Source organism: Halobaculum roseum (assembly GCF_019880245.1).
Lineage (GTDB): Archaea > Halobacteriota > Halobacteria > Halobacteriales > Haloferacaceae > Halobaculum > Halobaculum roseum.
In genome coordinates, this window is record NZ_CP082286.1 from 2558873 (window position 1) to 2576639 (window position 17767).

Consider the following 17767-nt stretch of genomic DNA (forward strand, 5'->3'; position numbering starts at 1 on the left):
CTATCGGTGATAAACGATCGCCGCGGACGACGAGCGACCGGGCGCCGATCGTCACCCGGTGGCGTTCGACGACCCGGAATCGTCGGCCGAGGTGAACGCCTCGTCGACGGTGACGTCGTCGGTCGGCGCGACGTTGATCGTCGACACCTCGGTCGAGCCCACCTCGACGACGGTGACGACGAACTCCCCACGCGGGGAGACCGTCCACAGGATGCCGTCCTCGCCGGTCGTCCCGACGTCGGTGCTCTCGCCGCCCTCGCGGCCGATCTTCACGACCGCGTCGACGGGTTCGCCGGTCTGCGGGTCGGTGACGGCGACGCGCAGCGGGCCGCCGGGGAACGTCCGGTTCACGGTTAGCGTGAGATCGAGCGTCCTCGTGACGGCCTCGCCGCCGGAGACCGCCGCGAGGTCGACGCGCTGGTGCTCCATGAACACCCGCTCGGTCCCGCCGCCGACGAACGCGGTCAAGGTTCCGTTCGGATACGCGAGATCGAACAGGAACGTCCCGCCCGACCCCTGCCCGGCGACCGAGCCGCCGGTCGCGGCCCACACCTCGGGGTAGCTCCGCGCCGTGACGTTCTGGGCGGTCTCCTCGTCGATGCTCGTGTCGTCGCGCTCGCGGAGGTCCCCGCGGAACGCCTCACGAACGAACTGGCCGTCAGAAACAGTCGAGAGGACGATCCCCGACTCGGTCGCCTCGACGTACACCCGCGTCGACGCACCGGGTTCGCCGTCGAGCGCCGCGGCGGTCCGCGAGCGAACCGGCCCGTCGAACGTGCGGAGATCGTACACCACCGGGAACACGCGGCTGTCGTCCAGGGCGAAGTCGTCCGTCCCCTCGGCGAGCCGGTCGAGCATGAGCACACGCTCCTCGAGAACCGCCGCGCTGGCGCGGATCCGCGCCAGCTCGACGAGGAACTCCCGCGCGGAGATCTCGCCCGCGTGGTAGGCGGCGACCGCCTCGCGGTGACGGCTGTGGAGGCTGATGAGGTCCTTGTCGACCTCGTTCAGCCCGTCGAGGATCCGTATCTGCCGCTCGTCACTGGTGTTCGCGCTATCGATCCGCTCGCGCAACGCGATCGTCTCGATGCGTGCGGCCGAGGCGTTCGCGCCGAAGGTGGTCGCGGTTCCCGCGTCGACGGTCACCACGTCGATGTCGGAGGCGACGCTGCCGTTGCCCTCCAGCGAGAGGACCCGTATCGGCGCCGTCCCGTTGATCGCGGCCACGGTTGCCGTGGACGCCGATCCGGCGGCGGCGGGCGTATCGGTCGCCGTTGTCGTGGCGGAGCTGTCGGGGACCGTGGGCGTCGTTCCACCCCGGTCGGGGACCGCGAGCGCGCCGCCGACGGCCACGGACACCAGGAGGACCGCAACGAGGACGGGGATGACTCGCATCGCTGGTGAGTACCGAGCCATCCGATAAAAAACCGGTCCACACGAACGGGTGTGGCTGCGAGGACCGACGGCCGGGCGACGGACGGCCCGACCGCGGCCCGGAAGTCGGTGCTGGCGCCGCGATCGCGACCCCCGATGGAAAGGGTTTTGCCAAAACGCCAAGAGTCGCATACACAGCATGCGGTACGTCGCCCTCCTCGCCGCGCTCGCCCTCATCGTCTCGCTTGCCGCGGGCGCGACGGCCGCGGGCGCCGTCCAGTCGGCGAACTCGCCGTCACCCGCGGACCTCCCCGTCGGCGGGGCAGATACCGGTCAGGCGATCGCGTCGTCGCCTGGCGCTGCGTCCCCCCAACTCGCCTCGACCGTCGGCGCGCCGCGAACGAACTTCACCGTCTCCCTCCGGGAGGACCGCTCGGCCCGGTGGACCGTCGAAACGCGGGTCCGGCTCGACGACGAGCACGCCCGCGACGCCTTCCGTGAGTACGCCAGCGAGTACGAGGCGGGCGACGCGGAGGGTGGACCGACGGTCGAGCCGTTCGAGAACGCCGCGGCCGCGGCCGCGGAGGCGACCGGCCGCGAGATGTCGATCGAGCGGGTGAACCGGACGGCGACGCTGACGAACCGATCCGGCGTCCTCCGGCTCCGGTTCACCTGGACGAACTTCCTCGAACCGGGCGACGACGGCGTCCTCGCGCTCGGGGACGCGTTCCGGACACCGAGCAACGGCACGTGGTTCGGCTCGCTGTCGGCCTCCCAGCGGCTCGTCATCGAGCCGCCCGCGGACTACGAGGTCAGCGACGTATCGCAAGGGTTCAGCTACTCGATCAGCGACCGCCGGATCGTCGCCGAGGGTCCCCAGCGGTTCGAGGCCGGGGACATCTCGGTCCGGTACGAGCCCGGCGATCCCGAGCCGGAGTCGTCGTTCCTGCTCGAACTGCTCGCCGGCGCCGGCGTCGTGTTGCTGTTCGTCGTCGCGGTGTTGGCGTACCGCCGCGGCAACGTCGCCGGCGCCGGTGCCGGCGGGAGCGCCGACGCCAACGCCGACGCCGGGACGGGATCGACGCCCGGGGGCGCCCGTGGGTCGACCGAGGGTGCCGCCGCCGACCCCGGTCCGAACGACGGCAACGGGCGCGATGGCGGATCCGCGGGCGCCGCGCCCGATCGAGCGGAGACCGGTGAGGGATCGACCGGCGGTGCCGTCGGCGCGACCGCCGCGGGCGACGGGACGACGGCCGACGGAACGGACGGCGACGGTACTGCCGCCGCAGGCGAAGAACGGGACGACGGCGCCACTGAACCCGAGGAGGACCTTGAACTCCTCTCGGACGAGGAACGCGTCGAACGGCTCCTCGACGGTCACGGCGGCCGGATGCGCCAGGGAACCATCGTCGACGAGACGGGGTGGTCCGACGCGAAGGTGTCGCAGCTACTGTCGGCGATGGCCGACGAGGGGCGCGTCGAGAAGCTGCGGCTCGGCCGGGAGAACCTCATCTCGCTGGTCGACGACGGGGACGACGACGGAGGCGACGACGACGGGAGCGAGGGCGACGGGTCGGGCGGGAACGGGAGCCGCGATGACGGAGACGGCGGAGGCGGATCGGGCGACGACGGGGGCGACGCGGTCGGTCCCGGACCCGGCGGCTGGTCGTAGTCGCCGGGGCCGTCCGGCCCGGTCGACGGGGACCGTCGACCTCGACCGACGCCTCGCCCGTTGCCGGCGGTTCCGAAACTGTTTACCCCCGACCATGGCAACGTTTGCGCGATGAAGATCCTCGTCACGGTCAAGGAGGTCGCGGAGGCGGCCGACGACTTCGAGATCGAGGGGACAGACATCGGGGAGCAGTTCCTCGAGTACGACCTCAACGAGTGGGACGACTACGCCGTCGAGGCGGCCGTCCAGCTCTCGGAGGAGTACGACGACGTGGAGGTCGTCTCGGCCACCATCGGTCCCGAGCGCTCCGAGGAGACGATCCGGATGGCGCTCGCGAAGGGCGTCGACCGCGCGATCCGCGTGTGGGACGACGACGTCGCGGGCGCCGACCTCGACGTTGCGGCCAAGACGCGGCTGTTCGCGGCCGTCGTCGAGGAGGAGGAGCCCGACCTCGTGCTCTCGGGCGTGCAGGCGGCCGACGACGGCTTCGGCGCCACCGGCGTCTCGCTGGCCGACGAGATCGGCTTCGACTGGGCGGCCGTGGTCAACCACCTCGACACCGACGACGACCTTTCGACGGCGCACGTCCACCGCGAGCTCGAGGGGGGAATCGAGGAGCTGACCGACGTGGACCTCCCGGCGGTGCTCACGATCCAGACGGGACTGAACGAGCCGCGGTACGCCAGCCTGCGCGGCATTCGCCAGGCCCAGGGCAAGGAGATCGCCGAGTTCGGTCTCGCCGACCTCGGCCTCGACGCCGACGCGGTCGCCTCGCCCATCGAGCGCACCGCGATGTACGAGCCCGAGACGGAGTCGGACGCGACGTACTTCGACGGCTCTGCCGACGAACAGGCGGCGCAGTTGGCCGACGTGCTCCGCGACAAGGGGGTGGTGTCGGAATGAGCGACGTGCTCGCGGTCGCCGACCACCGACGCGGCGAGCTTCGCGACGTGAGCTTCGAGATCGTCCGCGCCGGGCGCGAGTTGGCGGCCGACCTCGGCGGCGACCTCCACCTCGCGGTGATCGCCGGCGACACCGAGGCGTTCGCCGACCGGCTCTCGCTCGCGGGCGTCGACGCGATCCACGTCGTGGACGACGGCGTGGAGTTCAACCACGACCTGTACGCCGGCGCGACGGCCGCGCTGTTCGAGGAACTGTCGCCGACGGCGGTCCTGATGCCCAACTCCGTCAACGGCCTCGACTACGCGCCGGCGGTCGCCAACCGCCTCGACCTGCCGCTGGTCGCCGACGCGGTCGGCCTCGCGTACGACGGCGGGTTGGAGGCCACCCGCGAGATGTACGGATCGAAGGTCGAGACGGCCGTCGGGGTGAGCGAGGAGCCGTTCGCCGTCACCGTCCGCGGGGGCGAGTGGGCCGCCGTCGAGGAGACGGCCGACGTCCCCGTCGAGGCGTTCGACTACGAGTTCGACGAGTCGGCCTCCGGCGCCCGCGTGCAGGGCTTCGAGGAGGTCGGCGCCGGCGACGTGGACATCGCAGACGCGGAGTTCCTCGTCTCGATCGGCCGCGGTATCGAGGAGGAAGAGAACCTCGAACTCATCGAGGAACTCGCCGAGGTCACCGGCGCGACGCTGTCGTCCTCGCGGCCGATCGTCGACAACGGCTGGCTCCCGAAGAACCGGCAGGTCGGCCAGTCGGGCAAGCAGGTGACGCCGGACGTGTACCTCGCGATCGGTATCTCCGGGGCCGTCCAGCACGTCGCCGGGATGAAGGGTGCCGAGACGATCATCGCGATCAACACGGACCCGAACGCGCCGATCTTCGACATCGCCGACTACGGGATCGTCGGCGACCTGTTCGACGTGGTGCCGGAACTCATCGAACAGTTCTCCTGATCGGCCGACGCTCGGATCGGCTTTCGCCCCCGGTCGCCGCTCCCGCATCCGGTACCCTCTTTTCCGACCGGACCCGAACACGCGTCAATGGAGTATCTGGAGCGTCGGGTCGCGATGGTCGACGAGCGCCTCGCGGAGGTGACCGGGGCGGTCGAGCCGTCGGAACTCGGCGAGGAGATCGAGCACGTCGCGCTCGCGGGCGGCAAGCGCGTCCGCCCGACCGTGACGCTCCTGGCGTGTGAGGCCGCCGGCGGCGACCCCGAGGACGCCGTCGACTTCGCGGTCGGGGTCGAGCTCGTCCACAACGCCTCGCTGGTCATCGACGACATCATCGACCGCTCGGACGTGCGCCGCGGCACCCCCTCGGCGTGGGCGGCGTTCGGCTACGGCCCCGCGATCGTCGCCTCCGACGGCATGCTCGGGGAGGCGTTTCACCTCTTCTCCGCGAACGAGCAGGCGATGCAGGTCGTCGCCGAGGCGATGGTGGAGCTCGGCGAGGGCGAGGCGACTGAGCTGGTCGCGAAGCCCACGAACGAGGAGGAGTACATGACGCTCGCGCGCCGCAAGACGGGCGCGTTGTTCCGTGCGGCCGCCGAACTCGGCGCCGTCGCCGCCGGCGCCGACGGCTTCACGATCGAGGCGTTCGGCGAGTACGCCGAGCGCGTCGGCGTCGCCTTCCAGATCCGCGACGACGTGCTCGACGCGACCGCCGACGCCGAGGAGTTGGGCAAGCCGACCGGCGTCGACGAGGCTGTCGACCGACCGTCACTGCTGCAGGTGACGGACCTCACCCCGGAGGAGGCCGACCAGCGCGCCCGCGACCAGGCGGACGCGGCGCTGGAGGCGCTGGAGACCGCGGGGGTCGGCGAGTCGGACGCTCGCGGATACCTGCGGGATCTGGCGGAGTTCGTCGTGGTTCGGGAGCGGTAGGCCCCGCCGGAATCGCGACGGCCGAACTCCCGTCGTACCGGGGAGAAGACACCGCGGATCGACGGTTCGAGGGATCTCCCCGGGCAGGAACGGGTAGCCCATGCACCGTCGTTTAAGCATAGACCGTTCCAGTGTCCTGTATGGGTCCGTCGGCGCCGAGTCCGAAGTTGAACTCCGGCCTCGTCTCGGTACTCTGTTGGGTTCGTGGCCACGACTGGCCGGACGACGCCGACGGCGACGAGTGTCCTTCTCCGGTCCGGTGTCAGTTGTGTAACAAAGTAAAGCAGTGACGCGGTCGAGGGAATCGCCGGCAGAAGGTACTGTGAACCACGAGATCGGGCGATCTATCGACCAGTACTCTCGGAATTCAGCGGAGCCCCTACGTACCGTACCGCGAGCGAGCCAGCCGACGGCTGGCGAGCGAGCGGCCTTTTGATCATCGACGGGGTTTGGCGGGGGTCGAGCGCCGAAGGCGCGAGGCCCCCGTGAAAAGTGGTCGGTTAGTAGAACTCTCTCACGAGGTCCATCGCGCCCTCGGGGGCGCCCTCGTGGTCGATGTCGCTCATGTTCGAGTCGAGACCGTGCGTCTGCTCGTACGACCGGCTCTCCTCGTCCTGGTAGAGCACGCCCATGTACTCCTTGTCGGCGTCGAGAACCTTCTCCTTGGCCGCCTCGCGGTCGGTCGGGTCGTAGTCGGTGTCCGCGAGGTCGACCAGCGAGTCGCGGAAGTAGTCGTAGGTGTCGACGTCGTTGAACGTGACGCACGGCGAGAACACGTTCACGAAGCCGAACCCGTCGTGCTCGATCGCCTGCTTGACGATCTCCTGGTGACGCAGGGCGTCACTGGAGAACGACTGGGCGATGAACGTCGCGCCCGATGCGAGCGCGAGCGCGAGCGGGTTGACGGGCGGCTGCTGGGGCCCCTCCGGCGTCGTCGAGGTCTCGAAGTCCTCCCGGCTGGTCGGGGAGGCCTGCCCCTTCGTCAGCCCGTAGATGCGGTTGTCCATCACGACGTAGCTCATGTCGACGTTGCGGCGGACGGCGTGGACGAAGTGGCCCGCGCCGATGGAGTAGCCGTCGCCGTCGCCGCCGGCGACCATCACTTCCAGGTCGGGGTTGGCCATCTTCACGCCGGCGCCGACCGGGAGCGCGCGGCCGTGGACGCCGTGGATCGCGTAGCTGTGCATGTACGTGCCGATCTTGCCCGAACAGCCGATGCCGGCGACCACGAAGGTGTTGTCGGGGTCGTTGCCCGTCTCCGCGAGCGCCTTCATCATGCCGTTCATCGTCCCGAAGTCGCCGCATCCGGGACACCACGTGGGCTGCTTGTCGGATTTGAAGTCGGTGAACCTGACCTGGGAACTCATGCTTCCACCTCCTGGCCCTCGTCGGGGGCCAGGGTCTCCTTGATGTCGTCGGCGAGCTCGTCCGCCTTGAACTGCACGCCGTTGTACTTGTTAACCCGTTTCACGCGCTGGAGCGTGTCGTGCTCGACCACGTCCGCGAACTGGCCCGTCGCGTTACACTCGACGACGACGACCTCGTCGGCCGCCTCGAACTCCTCGGTGAGGTCCGGACGCGGGAACAGGTACGGCACCGAGAGGATCCGCACGTCGATGTCCTCCTCCTCGAGGAACTCCAGCGCCTCGACGAGGGTCCCCTCGTTGGACCCCCACGTGACGACGAGGTTGTCCGACTCGGGGTCGCCGAACTCCCGCGGCGAGAAGTCCTCCCGCTCGCGGGCGGTCTCGACCTTGCGGTTGCGCTTGTCGACCTGCTTGACGCGCATCTCCGTGTCCTCGGTCCGGCGGCCCTGCTCGTCGTGCTCCAGGCCGGTGGACATGTGCGCGCCGCCCTCCGTGCCGGGGAACGCGCGCGGGGAGACGCCGTCCTCGGTGAGCTCGTGCGGCTTGAAGCCGCCAGACTCGGTCTGGTGCTCGCCGATCGTGTCCTCGTCTACGACCTTGCCGCGGTCGATCTCGACGGCGTCCATGTCGAAGGCGTCGGGCTCGAACGTCTGCTCGGTGACCGCCATCGCGAGGTCGGCCGCGAGGTAGACGGGGGTCTGGTACTTCTCGGCGAGGTTGAACGCCTCGACGGTCTTCCAAAAGCACTCGTCGACGGTCGTGGGCGCGACGACGAACCGCGGGATCTCGCCGTGCCCGCCGTACAGCATCATGTTGAGGTCGCCCTGCTCCTGCTTGGTCGGCATCCCCGTCGAGGGACCCGAGCGCATTACGTCGACGATGACCAGCGGGGTCTCGGAGGTCGCGACGAGGCCGAACGTCTCGGTCATCAGGTCGATGCCGGGCCCGGAGGTCGCCGTCATCGAGCGCGCTCCGGCGCGCGCGGCGCCGAGCGCCAGGTTGATCGCCGCGAGCTCGTCCTCCGCCTGGACGACGTGGCCGCCGAAGTTCTCGATGCGGCCCTTCAGGTACGTCATCACGTCCGTCGCGGGCGTGATCGGGTAGCCGGCGTAGTACTTGCAGCCGGCCGCGATGGCACCCATGCCGATCGCCTCGTCGCCGTTGAGCAGGACGTAGTCGTTGTCGGTCGTCTCCAGGTCGTAGTCGAACTCGATGTCGGAGTACTCCTCCTGAACGTACTCCTGGCCGAGTCGGGCCGCCTGCTTGTTGTTGTCGACGAGCGCCTGGCCCTTGTCGCCGAAGCGCTTCTTCAGCGAGGAGTCGAGGTGCTCGATGTCGAAGTTCGTCGCCTCGCAGGCTGCGCCCAGCGCGACGACGTTGCGCATGATGGCGCCGCCGGCGTCCTCCGCGAGGCTCTTGAGCGGCACGTCGAGCCCGATCATCCCGTCGGGGATCTCGACGTCGGCCATCGTCGTCCGCTCGCCGTCGTAGATGATGACCGAGCCCTCGTGGAGCTCGTCGAGGTTCTCCTCGATCGTTCGGGGCGTGAGCGCGACGAGGACGTCCAGCCGGTCGACGACCGACCGGACCTTCTCCGTGGACGTGCGCACCTTGTACGCGGTGTAGCCGCCCCGGATCCGGGAGGCGAAGTCCTTCGACGTGAAGACGTGTCGACCCGCCCGGGAGAGCGCCTGCGCGAAGATCTTCCCGGTGGAGTCGATGCCATCGCCGGCCTCCCCGCCGATGGCCCAGTTGAAGTCCGCTGGCATACTGGTCACACCTTCCCACGGTCGGTGGAAAAGCCTTCTGAATGGGGGGAGGACGGGACACTTGTGGATCGTCGGATAGTTCACCGCCTCAAACGACGAATGTAAGTTCTTCTCGGCTGATAGCGGCGATTCGACGGACGAACGATCGGTTTTTCGTCGTCTCGCGGCACGATTCGCGCCCTCGGGCGAACGCGCCCGATTCCCGGTACGACAGGCGTATTAGCGCGGTTCGACGGGTGACGACGATCCGGCGACGGTGCACGGGATACCCGGACCGGGGATCCGGGATCGGGGATCGGGACTCCCGCCACGTGGCGTCGGGGCTCCGGAAGCGACACCTTCGGGTACCCCCGCGCGCAACCGACGCGCATGGACGCCACAGTCGCGGTGCGGTCGGTCGCGGAAGTCGGTCCCGATACGGTCGCGGTGACGCTCGATTCGCCCGCGGAGTTCGACGGGAGACCGGGGCAGTTCGTGAAGCTCACCGCCGTCGTCGACGACGAGGAGGTGTCGCGCTTCTACACGATCTCCTCGCCCGACACCGACGGCGAGTTCGAGACGACCGTCGGCCTCGACGGCGGCGACTTCTCGGCGTACCTCGCGGCCCTGGAGGCCGGCGACGAGATCGAGATGGCCGGTCCCTTCGGCGACGACTACTACCGGGGCGAGGCGCGCGCGGTCGTGCTCGCGGGCGGCCCGGGCGTCGGCCCCGCGGTCGCCATCGGCGAGGCGGCGCTGGCGGCGGGCAACGAGGCCGCCGTCGTCTACCGGGACGACGCGCCGGCACACACCGAGCGCCTCGACGCGCTGGCAGAGCGCGGCGCGAGCGTCGTGGTCACCGACGGCGACATCGCCGACGCGGTCGCCGAGGCGATCACGGGCGCCGACGGCGAGCAGGCGTTCGTCTACGGCTTCGCCGACTTCGTCGACACGGCGACCGCGGCGCTCTCGGCGGCGGGGTACGCGGGCGACGCGAAAGTCGAGAACTTCGGGTAACCCGTCGGTCGACGGCCGACCGACTCAGACGAGGCTGGCGCCGTCGAAGTCGGCGCGGGCGTAGTCCACGTCCATCAGGTCGAGGATAGTCGGCGCGATGTCGAGCAGGTCGGCGTCGGCGATCGTCGCGTCGGGGTCGTCGACGAACAGGGTCGCGTTCTCGAAGCTGTGCATCCCGTTTCGCGGCCCCGTCGAGAACACGCCGTCGTCGTGGGGCTTGAACTTCGCCTTCAGGTCGAAGCCGTGGTTCGGGATGATCGTCAGGTCCGGCGCGATGTCGTCGTGGTCGCCCCTGAACGCCTCCTCCTTCTCGACGACGCGCTTGGCGACGGGGGTGCCGTCGGGACCCTCGAGGGCCTCGATGTCCGCTTTCAGCTCGTCGCGGACCTCCTCGTAGTCCTCCCGGGGCACCGACCCGCGGGGCTCGCGGCCCTCCAGGTTGAGGTACAGGCGGCCGGGGATGAGCGAGTACGCGCGCGCGTCGTCGGCGATGTCGCCCAGCTCCTCGTGGTCGTCGTCCTCGAACTCGAGCCACCCCTCGTTCTGGAGCCACCGGTTGATCTCCACCTCGTAGTCCTGCACGGTGAAGCCGTGGTCGGAGGCGACGACGAGCGTCACGTCCTCCGGGAGCATCTCGCGGATCTGCCCGACGTAGTCGTCGACCTTCTCGTAGAACTCCATGAACTCCTCGTAGTACTCGCCGTCGCGGGCGTAGTCCTCGAACAGGAAGTGGTTCACCCGGTCGGTCGTCATGAACACGCCGAAGAACAGGTCCCAGTCGTCCTGCTCGATGTAGTGGGTGAACGCCTCGAAGCGCTTGTCGAGGGTCTCGTGGGAGACCTCGAGGAACTCGCTCTTGTCGTCGTTGTGCCCGAGTTTCGCGTTCGTGTCGATCCGGTAGTCTATCGACTCGAGGTACTCCCGGAGGTCGTCGGGGTAGGCCGCCTTGTCGACGCCCGGCGAGAGGAACCCCGAGACCATCCGCTGGACGTTGCGCTGGGGCGGGAACGTCACCGGGACGTTCAGCACGCTCGCGTCGCGGCCGTCCTCGGCGATCCGGTCCCAGATGCGCGTCGCCTGCACGTCCCGACCCATCGGGACGTACGTGTCGTAGCTCCCGACCTCGCGGTCCTGGAAGCCGTACACGCCCGTCTCACCCGGGTTGACGCCGGTCGTGAGCGCCGGCCAGCACGCCGACGACTCCGGCGGAACGATGGAGTCGATGGCGGCGGACGAGCCCTCGTCGGCGAGCGCGGCGAAGTTCGGGAACCGGTCGGGGTGTTCCGCCAGCAGCGAGTTGGGCACCCCGTCGATACCGATGAACGCGACTCGGGGATCGTCGTCCCCGCGGAGCCGGTCGAATAGTCCCATAGGGGGCTCATCTGCGGGGGCGCGTAAAGTAATTCAGGTTCTGTCGGTCGGTGCCGACGCTCGCGGACGCCGGCGATTCTCGCCGGCGGGGGCGCGGCGGTGTCGCACCGAACGCCGCACGCGGTCGACCGTCGCGACCGCGGGCGATCACAGGCGACCGCCCCCGGAACGGTTTTGCACCCGCCACCCGCAGTCGTCGGTGATGCCGGACGATTCCGGGGCGGGGACCGGCGCGCAGACCGACGCGGACCCCGAACCGGACCCCCTCGACTCCTTCCGGCAGTTCGCCGCGCTCCCGGGCGACGTGTTCGTGCTCTCGCTTGCGATGTTCGCGTTCAGCCTCGGCTTTCAGGCGACCGGGCGGTACCTGCCGCAGTATCTCGCGGTGCTCGGCGCCTCCAGCCTCGCGCTCGGCGCCTACGGCTCGGTCGGCAACCTCGTCTCCGCGGTGTTCCCGTACCCGGGGGGCGCGCTGTCGGACCGGCTCGGCTCGCGCACGTCGCTCACGCTGTTCGGCCTCGCGTCGACGCTCGGCTTCCTCGTGTGGTGGGCGGCCGACCCGTTCCGGACGGTGCCAGTCGGCCCGACGAACCTCGCGGTCGTCATGATCTTCCTCGGGCTGTTCCTCTCGCAGGCGTGGAAGTCGTTCGGGCTCGGCGCGACGTTCGCGGTGGTGAAGCAGTCGGTGCCGCCCGACCGGCTCGCCTCCGGGTTCGCCGCCACGGAGACGTTTCGACGGACGGCGTTCCTGCTGGGGCCGCTGCTCGTCGCCGGCGTGCTCTCCGTGTACGCGTTCACCGAGGGATTCCGCCTCGTCTTGCTGGGCGCGGCCGTCGTCGGGGCGGTCGCGACGGTCGCCCAGTTCGTCCTCTACGACGCCTCGAACGACTCGATCGGGAAGTCGTTCGCGGGCGTCGGCATGGTCCTCGAGGACCTGCGGTCGCTGCCGGACACGCTCGGCCCGCTGCTCGTCGGCGACACGTTGGTGCGGTTCGCCAACGGGATGGTGTACGTGTTCTTCGTGCGCGTCGTCGTCGACGTGCTGGCGGTCGGCGCGACGCTCCCGGTCGTGGGGGAGCTCTCCCCGGAGGCGTACTTCGGCGTCCTGCTGGGGATCGAGATGGCGGTCGCCCTGCTCACGATGGTGCCGGTCGCACGCCTCGCGCGGTCGGTCGGCCTCAAGCCCGTGGTCGCGCTCGGGTTCGCCGTCTACGCCGTGTTCCCCGCGATGTTGATCTTCGCGCCGCCGGACGCGACGCTGCTGGCGGTGCTGTTCGCGTTCTCTGGGCTCCGGTTCGCGGGCCTGCCCGCCCACAAGGCGCTCATCGTCGGGCCGGCCGAGGCCGACGCCGGCGGGCGCGTGACGGGCACGTACTACCTCGTCCGCAACGTGATCACCATCCCGAGCGCCCTCGTCGGCGGCTGGATCTACGGCCGGTCGCCGGAGGTCGCGTTCGCCCTCGCGACAGTCGTCGGCCTCGTCGGCGTCGCGTACTTCCTCCTGCAGGGCCGCGAGTTCGAGGCGTACGCGAGCGCCTGACCCGGCTACGGGGTTCTACGGCAGTCCGCTCGGTTCGCTTCCGTCGGTCGCCGCCGCGTGCGACACGCGCTCGACGAGCGCGTCCAGCGCGTCGAGGCCCCGGCGCTTCGAGATGGCCCCGTCGACCCCGGCAGCCCGGTCGGGGTCGTCGAGGGCGCCCGAGAGCGCGACGACCGGAACGCCCGCGTCGACGCGGCGGACCCCCGTCGCGACCTCGGCGGCGTCGGTCAGGGGCGGCCGGTGGTCGGTAACGACACAGTCGACGCCCGACCGGACGGCCGCGACCGCGTCCGCGACGCCGTCCGCGTGCACGAGTTCGATCCCGGGGAAGCACCGTCGGAGATAGGCGTCCGTCAGCGCCGCGAACTCCGCGTCGGATTCGACGTGGACGACCCGGAGCGACTCCGCCGTCCCGTCGTCGCCACGGCTCTCGGCGCCCCGGTCCGCCGTCCCCGTTCGGATCGAGTCGTCCGTCGACATCCTTGGGACGCGCTCCAATGTCATGCTACTACTTAACATGATCGACGCCGTCAACCGCTGCGGGAACGGGCGTGGCGACCGCCGGTGCCGGCGCCGTGGGGCGATGGGGATTTGAGGCGGGGGCCCCAACTCGGGTCGTGAGCGAGGAGTCACGTGAGACCGGCGACGAGTCCGTCCCCGCCGAGTCGCGCCCGGACCGTCCCCCGATCGCCGGGCTGGTGGAGACGCTGTCGGTGAAGCGAAACGTGACCGTCGGGGCGGCCGTCGGCGTCGCGCTCGCGGTCGCCGTGTACGCGGTGCGTGCGCTCGAACTGCTCGGCCCGGTCGGCGGCACCCGCGAGTATCCCGTGTTGGGCCCGGACGGCTACTTCCTGCTGCTCGCGTTCGTGCTCGCGTCGTCGACGACGCTGCTCGTCGCGTCGGTGCTGACCGTCGTCTCCGCGGTTCGCGCGCTTCGCGAACCCGACACCTCCTGAGGGATGCGACGCCCCGAGGGGCGCGTCGCCGCGGCGGCGGAACGATAAGGTCTATGCGGTGAGTGATCGATCCGCATGGCCGCGAGCACGGCCGAGGCCGCCGTCCGGCTCCTCCTCACGGGGGTGTTGTGTCTCGTCCCGACGGTCGCGTACCTCGGGTTGCTTCGGCTCCTCGACCGGCTCCGAAGCGACGTGCTCGTCGAGCACACGATGCGGATGGCCGCCGTGGAGGAAACTTCGGAGGCGTCCGGAGACGACTGGGAGGACCCGGGGCGGGCCCGTCGACTCGTCCTGTGTTCCGACTGCGCGACGCTGCGCTCGCCCCGTCCCGGGCGGTGTCCGACGTGCGGGGCGTCGCTCGAGGAGGTCGCCGATCGCCCGGCTCTCGACCGCAGCCCGCGGGGTTCGTGAGCGCGGCGTCAGTCCACGTCGAACTCCTCGGGTGACCCGGCCATCGCTGTGAACCGCTCGGCGCCCGCGCGGGTCCCCTTCGCGATGAGCACGTCGCCGGCGCGCAGTCGCGTCTCGGCCCCCGGCGAGACGATCCACTCGCCGTTCCCGTCCTCCTCGTCGTCCGATCCGTCGGCCGCGTCGCCGTTCGCTCGGCCGTTCACGTCGCCGTCGGCGGGCTCGTCGCCGTCGCTCCCGTCCCGGCGACCGCGGCGGACGGCGATGACGCGCATGCCCGTCGCGGTCTTCACCTCGCGGTCGCCCAGCGTCGAGCCCGCGAGTTCCGATCCCGCGGCGACGACCGCGCGGACGATCACCTCGTCGGACTCCTCGACGGCCTCCGCGATGACCGGGTGGGCGTCCAGCCCGCGGAGGACGCCCTCGCTGATCTCGACGGCGGCGTCGCTGATCTCCTCGGTCGCGACCGCGAGGTGGACGAGCCCGCGGAGGCTGACCGGGTCGTCGACGCGCGCGGCCGCCCGGAGCGTCCACGCCTCGAAGCGCGACTTCAGCGCGTCGACCTCCGCCTCCAGCTCGGCGACCTCCTCGGCGACGCCGCGACTGTCGAACAGCACCGCGCCGTACGCCAGGTCGACGGCGAGCTCGCTCATGTTCTTCATCAGGACGATAGAATCGACGGCGCGCTCGAGGTCCTCGACGGCGGGGTCCGGCGACTCCGGCGACTCGTACGCGTCGCCGGAGGCCGCCTCGTACACCTCCCGCAGCCCCTCCTCGAACCCGCGGAGGATCAGCGTGTCGCCCGCGCGCAGCTCCGTCTCGCGGTCGGGGTTCGTGATCCAGCGGGCCTTCCCGGTGGCCTGATCGCGGCGGACGGCGATGACGCGCACGCCCGTCTCGGTCTCCATGTTGATGCCGGCGAGGGTCCGACCGACGTACGGCGAGTCGTCGGCGACGGGGACGCGAACGAGCGTCTCGACGGCCTCCGGCAGCGCCGCGCGCATCGCCTCGGGGAGCCCGACGTCCTCGAGGACGACCTTCGCGATGTCGCCGGCGGCGTCGCTGATCTTCTCGGCGGCGCCGACGACGCCCAACACGGGCGCCAGGTCCTCCACGTCCTCCGGCGAGCGCGCGGCCATCATCACGCTCATGCGCGCCTGCAACTGGAGCACGTCCATCCGGGATTCCAGCGCCAGCACCTCCGCCGCCAGGTCGGGGCTCCCGTGGAGCACCGCCGAGTACGACAGGTCGATGAGCAGCTCCGCGGTGTCCTTCATCTCGGCCAACACGGCCTTCACGCTCACCGGCTCGTACTCGACGGGCTCGTCTCGATGCATCCGATAGTGGAGCGGTTCGACGGGCCGGCGGAAAAGGGTTGCTCGGGGTTACTCCCGGTCGGCCTCCCGGAACAGCCGGTAGGAGGTGCGACCGACGGCCACGTCCTTCTGCTCGCCGTCCGGGGCGACGCTGGAGACGAGCGTATCGGTGAACCCCATCGAGCCGCCGGCGCGCAACACCTCCGCCTCGACGCGGAGGTCGTTGGTCGCGGGACGGAGGTACGTGACGTTGAGGTCGGTCGTCGCCAGCGACCCCGTCGTCGGCTCGTCGAACGTCGACCGCAGGGCGAACCCGGAGGCGGTGTCCACCAGCGTCGCCGCGATCCCCCCGTGGATCGAGCCCACCGGCGATCCGGGGTTGACGAGCTTCTCGTCGTACGGAACCGACATGACGATGCGGCCGCGGTCCAGCTCCTCGACGGTCAGGTCGAGCCACGAGAGGAAGCCGTGGCTCTCGATGAACGCTTGCAAGAGGTCGACGTGGTCGTCGTCGATGTGTGCGGGGTCGTCGCTCATGTGCCGAGTGGCGCCGGCGCGGCACTTCACCGTTCGGTTCGGAGGCTACGGAACGGAACCGGCCGCCGGGGTCAGTCCTCGGATCCCGCCTCGACGACGTCGCGCAGGCTGGTCTCGCCCGGCGAGCCGTCCTTCCCCTCGCCGAAGCCGGCCGAGAGGATGCGCGTGAGCGCCTCCTCGACCTTCTCGTCGGTCTCGGTGAGGTCCTCGGATTCGATCTCCATGACGAACCCGGTCGTGATGTTCGGCGCCGTCGGCATGAACACGACCTCGCGGCCGTCGTCGGTCGTCTTGCCGGTCTTGAACGCGGTCATGCGCATCCCGTTCCACGGCTCGATCTTCACCGGCGTCTGGAGGTCCTCGGTCCCCGTGAGCGCGGTCTCGACGGCCAGCTTCGAGGCGTTGTAGATGACCCGCAGCCCCGGCACGCGATTGATCGCGCCGTCGAGGACCCCTTCCGCGAGCCTGCCGGCGGTCGTCCGCATGAGGTATCCCGCCGAGAACACCAGCAGAATGAACACCACGAGCGCGGTGATCACCTCGGCGAACTCGTACAGCGGGAGGTAGTCCGGGTTCGGGTTCTCCGGGGTTATCGTGGGGACGAACGGGAGCGTCGACAGGAGGTTGTACAGCCAGTTCGCGACGAAGAGGATGACGAGAAGCGGCGTGACCACGACCAGCCCGCTCGCGAAATCGCGCTTCCACGTGGACATTCGGAGTTCACACGTTCATCGGGGACGAGGGCATATCAGCCCTTCTACACGGGGCTCGCCACCGCACCGCGGTCGACGTGCCCGACGACGGGGGTGTTCGAGGCGCTCGGGCCGTCAGACGCCGACGACCGCCCGGAGGGCGAACAGGGCGTTCTCCTTGCGCTCGCGAACGCGTCGGTAGAAGTACGACATCCACTTGTCGCCGTAGGGGGCGTACTGCCACGTCTCGACCCCCTCCTCCGCCAGCCGGCGCTGTTCGTCCTCGCGGACGCCCATGAGCATCTGCACCTCGTAGTCGGCGCCGTACTCGGCGGACAGTTCGGCCGCCAGTGAGACCATCTTCGGGTCGTGGCTGCCGACGGCGATGCCCCCCTCGCGCTCCTTGAACAGGAACTCCAGGTCCTCGCGGTAGGCCTCGTTCACGTCGGCCTTGTCGGTGTAGGCGATCGACTCGGGCTCGTCGTACGCGCCCTTCACGAGCCGGATCTTCCCCGGAACGTCCGCCAGCCGGTCGAGGTCCTCGCGGGTGCGACGGAGGTTCGCCTGCACGCACTGTCCGACGCCGCCGTCGAACTCGCGGGTCAGCTCCTCGAAGGCGTCGAGCGTCGCGTCGGTCGTGTCGGCGTCCTCCATGTCACACCAGACGAACACGCCGTGTTCGTCGCCGGCCTCGACGACCCGGCGGAGGTTCTCGCGGAACACGTCGTCGCCGATGTCGATCCCGAGCTGGGAGGGCTTCACCGAGACGCAGGCGTCCAGATCCGTACCGCCGATATCGCGGATCAGGGAGACGTACGCCTCGGCGTCGGCGGCGGCGGCCGAGCGCTCGCGGTAGTGCTCGCCGAGGAGGTTGAGGATCACCTTCACGCCGTCCTCGTTGGCGCGGCGAACGTGGTCGAACGCCGCGGCCGGCGTCTCGCCCGCGACGAAGCGGCTGGCGATGGGCGGGATCATGTCGGTGGCAA

General features: G+C 70.1%; 17 protein-coding genes. 8 read left to right on the plus strand and 9 right to left on the minus strand.

Annotated features, from left to right (window positions below):
• Window positions 1-51: 51 nt before the first annotated feature.
• Window positions 52-1395, minus strand: a complete 1344-nt coding sequence (locus K6T36_RS13065) for a DUF7094 domain-containing protein (RefSeq protein WP_222921657.1) — start codon at window positions 1393-1395, stop codon at window positions 52-54.
• Window positions 1396-1573: 178 nt separating this feature from the next.
• On the opposite strand from K6T36_RS13065, the gene K6T36_RS18925 reads away from it, so the two are divergent.
• The 4 genes from K6T36_RS18925 (at window position 1574) to K6T36_RS13085 (ending at window position 5829) form a co-directional block, all read left to right on the plus strand.
• A complete protein-coding gene (locus K6T36_RS18925) occupies window positions 1574-3046 on the plus strand; it encodes a helix-turn-helix transcriptional regulator (RefSeq protein ID WP_225935129.1) in 1473 nt (490 codons plus the stop codon).
• A 111-nt stretch (window positions 3047-3157) separates the two neighbouring features.
• On the plus strand, window positions 3158-3949 hold the full coding sequence (locus K6T36_RS13075; RefSeq protein ID WP_222921658.1) for an electron transfer flavoprotein subunit beta/FixA family protein: 792 nt from the start codon (window positions 3158-3160) through the stop codon (window positions 3947-3949).
• Window positions 3946-4899, plus strand: coding sequence for an electron transfer flavoprotein subunit alpha/FixB family protein (locus tag K6T36_RS13080; protein ID WP_222921659.1), 954 nt, complete (start codon window positions 3946-3948; stop codon window positions 4897-4899). Before K6T36_RS13075 ends, K6T36_RS13080 begins: the two co-directional genes overlap by 4 nt.
• Window positions 4900-4986: 87 nt before the next feature.
• The gene (locus tag K6T36_RS13085) at window positions 4987-5829 is read left to right on the plus strand and encodes a polyprenyl synthetase family protein (protein ID WP_222921660.1); all 843 of its coding nucleotides are present in this window, start codon (window positions 4987-4989) and stop codon (window positions 5827-5829) included.
• 500 nt (window positions 5830-6329) lie between these two features.
• Here K6T36_RS13085 and K6T36_RS13090 read toward each other — a convergent pair whose 3' ends face one another.
• Both K6T36_RS13090 and K6T36_RS13095 read right to left on the minus strand, forming a co-directional pair.
• The gene (locus tag K6T36_RS13090) at window positions 6330-7196 is read right to left on the minus strand and encodes a 2-oxoacid:ferredoxin oxidoreductase subunit beta (protein WP_222921661.1); all 867 of its coding nucleotides are present in this window, start codon (window positions 7194-7196) and stop codon (window positions 6330-6332) included.
• The gene (locus K6T36_RS13095) at window positions 7193-8965 is read right to left on the minus strand and encodes a 2-oxoacid:acceptor oxidoreductase subunit alpha (RefSeq protein WP_222921662.1); all 1773 of its coding nucleotides are present in this window, start codon (window positions 8963-8965) and stop codon (window positions 7193-7195) included. Before K6T36_RS13095 ends, K6T36_RS13090 begins: the two co-directional genes overlap by 4 nt.
• A 369-nt stretch (window positions 8966-9334) precedes the next feature.
• Here K6T36_RS13095 and K6T36_RS13100 point away from each other — a divergent pair, with 369 nt between their 5' ends.
• A complete protein-coding gene (locus tag K6T36_RS13100) occupies window positions 9335-9961 on the plus strand; it encodes an FAD-dependent oxidoreductase (RefSeq protein ID WP_222921663.1) in 627 nt (208 codons plus the stop codon).
• Between the two features lie 24 nt (window positions 9962-9985).
• On the opposite strand, the gene K6T36_RS13105 is transcribed toward K6T36_RS13100, so the two are convergent.
• The gene (locus tag K6T36_RS13105) at window positions 9986-11332 is read right to left on the minus strand and encodes an alkaline phosphatase family protein (RefSeq protein WP_222921664.1); all 1347 of its coding nucleotides are present in this window, start codon (window positions 11330-11332) and stop codon (window positions 9986-9988) included.
• Between the two features lie 202 nt (window positions 11333-11534).
• Between K6T36_RS13105 and K6T36_RS13110 the strand changes: the two genes are divergently transcribed.
• The gene (locus K6T36_RS13110; RefSeq protein WP_222921665.1) at window positions 11535-12872 is read left to right on the plus strand and encodes an MFS transporter; all 1338 of its coding nucleotides are present in this window, start codon (window positions 11535-11537) and stop codon (window positions 12870-12872) included.
• 15 nt (window positions 12873-12887) lie between these two features.
• On the opposite strand, the gene K6T36_RS13115 is transcribed toward K6T36_RS13110, so the two are convergent.
• On the minus strand, window positions 12888-13352 hold the full coding sequence (locus K6T36_RS13115) for a response regulator (RefSeq protein ID WP_222921666.1): 465 nt from the start codon (window positions 13350-13352) through the stop codon (window positions 12888-12890).
• A 137-nt stretch (window positions 13353-13489) separates the two neighbouring features.
• Here K6T36_RS13115 and K6T36_RS13120 point away from each other — a divergent pair, with 137 nt between their 5' ends.
• Together K6T36_RS13120 and K6T36_RS13125 are read left to right on the plus strand one after the other, a co-directional pair.
• Window positions 13490-13828 (plus strand): DUF7536 family protein, encoded by a 339-nt coding sequence (locus K6T36_RS13120; RefSeq protein WP_222921667.1) that lies wholly within the window; start codon window positions 13490-13492, stop codon window positions 13826-13828.
• 75 nt (window positions 13829-13903) lie between these two features.
• A complete protein-coding gene (locus K6T36_RS13125; RefSeq protein ID WP_222921668.1) occupies window positions 13904-14239 on the plus strand; it encodes a hypothetical protein in 336 nt (111 codons plus the stop codon).
• A gap of 8 nt (window positions 14240-14247) precedes the next feature.
• On the opposite strand, the gene K6T36_RS13130 is transcribed toward K6T36_RS13125, so the two are convergent.
• From K6T36_RS13130 to K6T36_RS13145, 4 genes are all read right to left on the minus strand, one after another.
• Entirely contained in the window at window positions 14248-15573 is a 1326-nt protein-coding gene (locus tag K6T36_RS13130) for a potassium channel family protein (RefSeq protein WP_222921669.1), read from the minus strand.
• A 48-nt stretch (window positions 15574-15621) separates the two neighbouring features.
• Window positions 15622-16089, minus strand: coding sequence for a PaaI family thioesterase (locus tag K6T36_RS13135; RefSeq protein ID WP_222921670.1), 468 nt, complete (start codon window positions 16087-16089; stop codon window positions 15622-15624).
• Between the two features lie 71 nt (window positions 16090-16160).
• Window positions 16161-16802 (minus strand): DUF502 domain-containing protein, encoded by a 642-nt coding sequence (locus tag K6T36_RS13140; RefSeq protein WP_222921671.1) that lies wholly within the window; start codon window positions 16800-16802, stop codon window positions 16161-16163.
• 114 nt (window positions 16803-16916) lie between these two features.
• Window positions 16917-17756 carry a proline dehydrogenase family protein gene (locus K6T36_RS13145; RefSeq protein WP_222921672.1) on the minus strand — a complete coding sequence of 280 codons (840 nt, stop codon included), beginning with the start codon at window positions 17754-17756 and terminating at the stop codon, window positions 16917-16919.
• Between the last annotated feature and the right edge of the window lie 11 nt (window positions 17757-17767).

Excerpts from the sequence above, each read along its gene's own strand:
- K6T36_RS13065 (WP_222921657.1), bottom strand. The coding sequence starts at position 1,395 with ATGCGAGTCATCCCCGTCCTCGTTGCGGTCCTCCTGGTGTCCGTGGCC.
- K6T36_RS18925 (WP_225935129.1), top strand. The coding sequence starts at position 1,574 with ATGCGGTACGTCGCCCTCCTCGCCGCGCTCGCCCTCATCGTCTCGCTT.
- K6T36_RS13075 (WP_222921658.1), top strand. The coding sequence starts at position 3,158 with ATGAAGATCCTCGTCACGGTCAAGGAGGTCGCGGAGGCGGCCGACGAC.
- K6T36_RS13080 (WP_222921659.1), top strand. The coding sequence starts at position 3,946 with ATGAGCGACGTGCTCGCGGTCGCCGACCACCGACGCGGCGAGCTTCGC.
- K6T36_RS13085 (WP_222921660.1), top strand. The coding sequence starts at position 4,987 with ATGGAGTATCTGGAGCGTCGGGTCGCGATGGTCGACGAGCGCCTCGCG.
- K6T36_RS13090 (WP_222921661.1), bottom strand. The coding sequence starts at position 7,196 with ATGAGTTCCCAGGTCAGGTTCACCGACTTCAAATCCGACAAGCAGCCC.
- K6T36_RS13095 (WP_222921662.1), bottom strand. The coding sequence starts at position 8,965 with ATGCCAGCGGACTTCAACTGGGCCATCGGCGGGGAGGCCGGCGATGGC.
- K6T36_RS13100 (WP_222921663.1), top strand. The coding sequence starts at position 9,335 with ATGGACGCCACAGTCGCGGTGCGGTCGGTCGCGGAAGTCGGTCCCGAT.
- K6T36_RS13105 (WP_222921664.1), bottom strand. The coding sequence starts at position 11,332 with ATGGGACTATTCGACCGGCTCCGCGGGGACGACGATCCCCGAGTCGCG.
- K6T36_RS13110 (WP_222921665.1), top strand. The coding sequence starts at position 11,535 with ATGCCGGACGATTCCGGGGCGGGGACCGGCGCGCAGACCGACGCGGAC.
- K6T36_RS13115 (WP_222921666.1), bottom strand. The coding sequence starts at position 13,352 with ATGTCGACGGACGACTCGATCCGAACGGGGACGGCGGACCGGGGCGCC.
- K6T36_RS13125 (WP_222921668.1), top strand. The coding sequence starts at position 13,904 with ATGGCCGCGAGCACGGCCGAGGCCGCCGTCCGGCTCCTCCTCACGGGG.
- K6T36_RS13130 (WP_222921669.1), bottom strand. The coding sequence starts at position 15,573 with ATGCATCGAGACGAGCCCGTCGAGTACGAGCCGGTGAGCGTGAAGGCC.
- K6T36_RS13135 (WP_222921670.1), bottom strand. The coding sequence starts at position 16,089 with ATGAGCGACGACCCCGCACACATCGACGACGACCACGTCGACCTCTTG.
- K6T36_RS13140 (WP_222921671.1), bottom strand. The coding sequence starts at position 16,802 with ATGTCCACGTGGAAGCGCGATTTCGCGAGCGGGCTGGTCGTGGTCACG.
- K6T36_RS13145 (WP_222921672.1), bottom strand. The coding sequence starts at position 17,756 with ATGATCCCGCCCATCGCCAGCCGCTTCGTCGCGGGCGAGACGCCGGCC.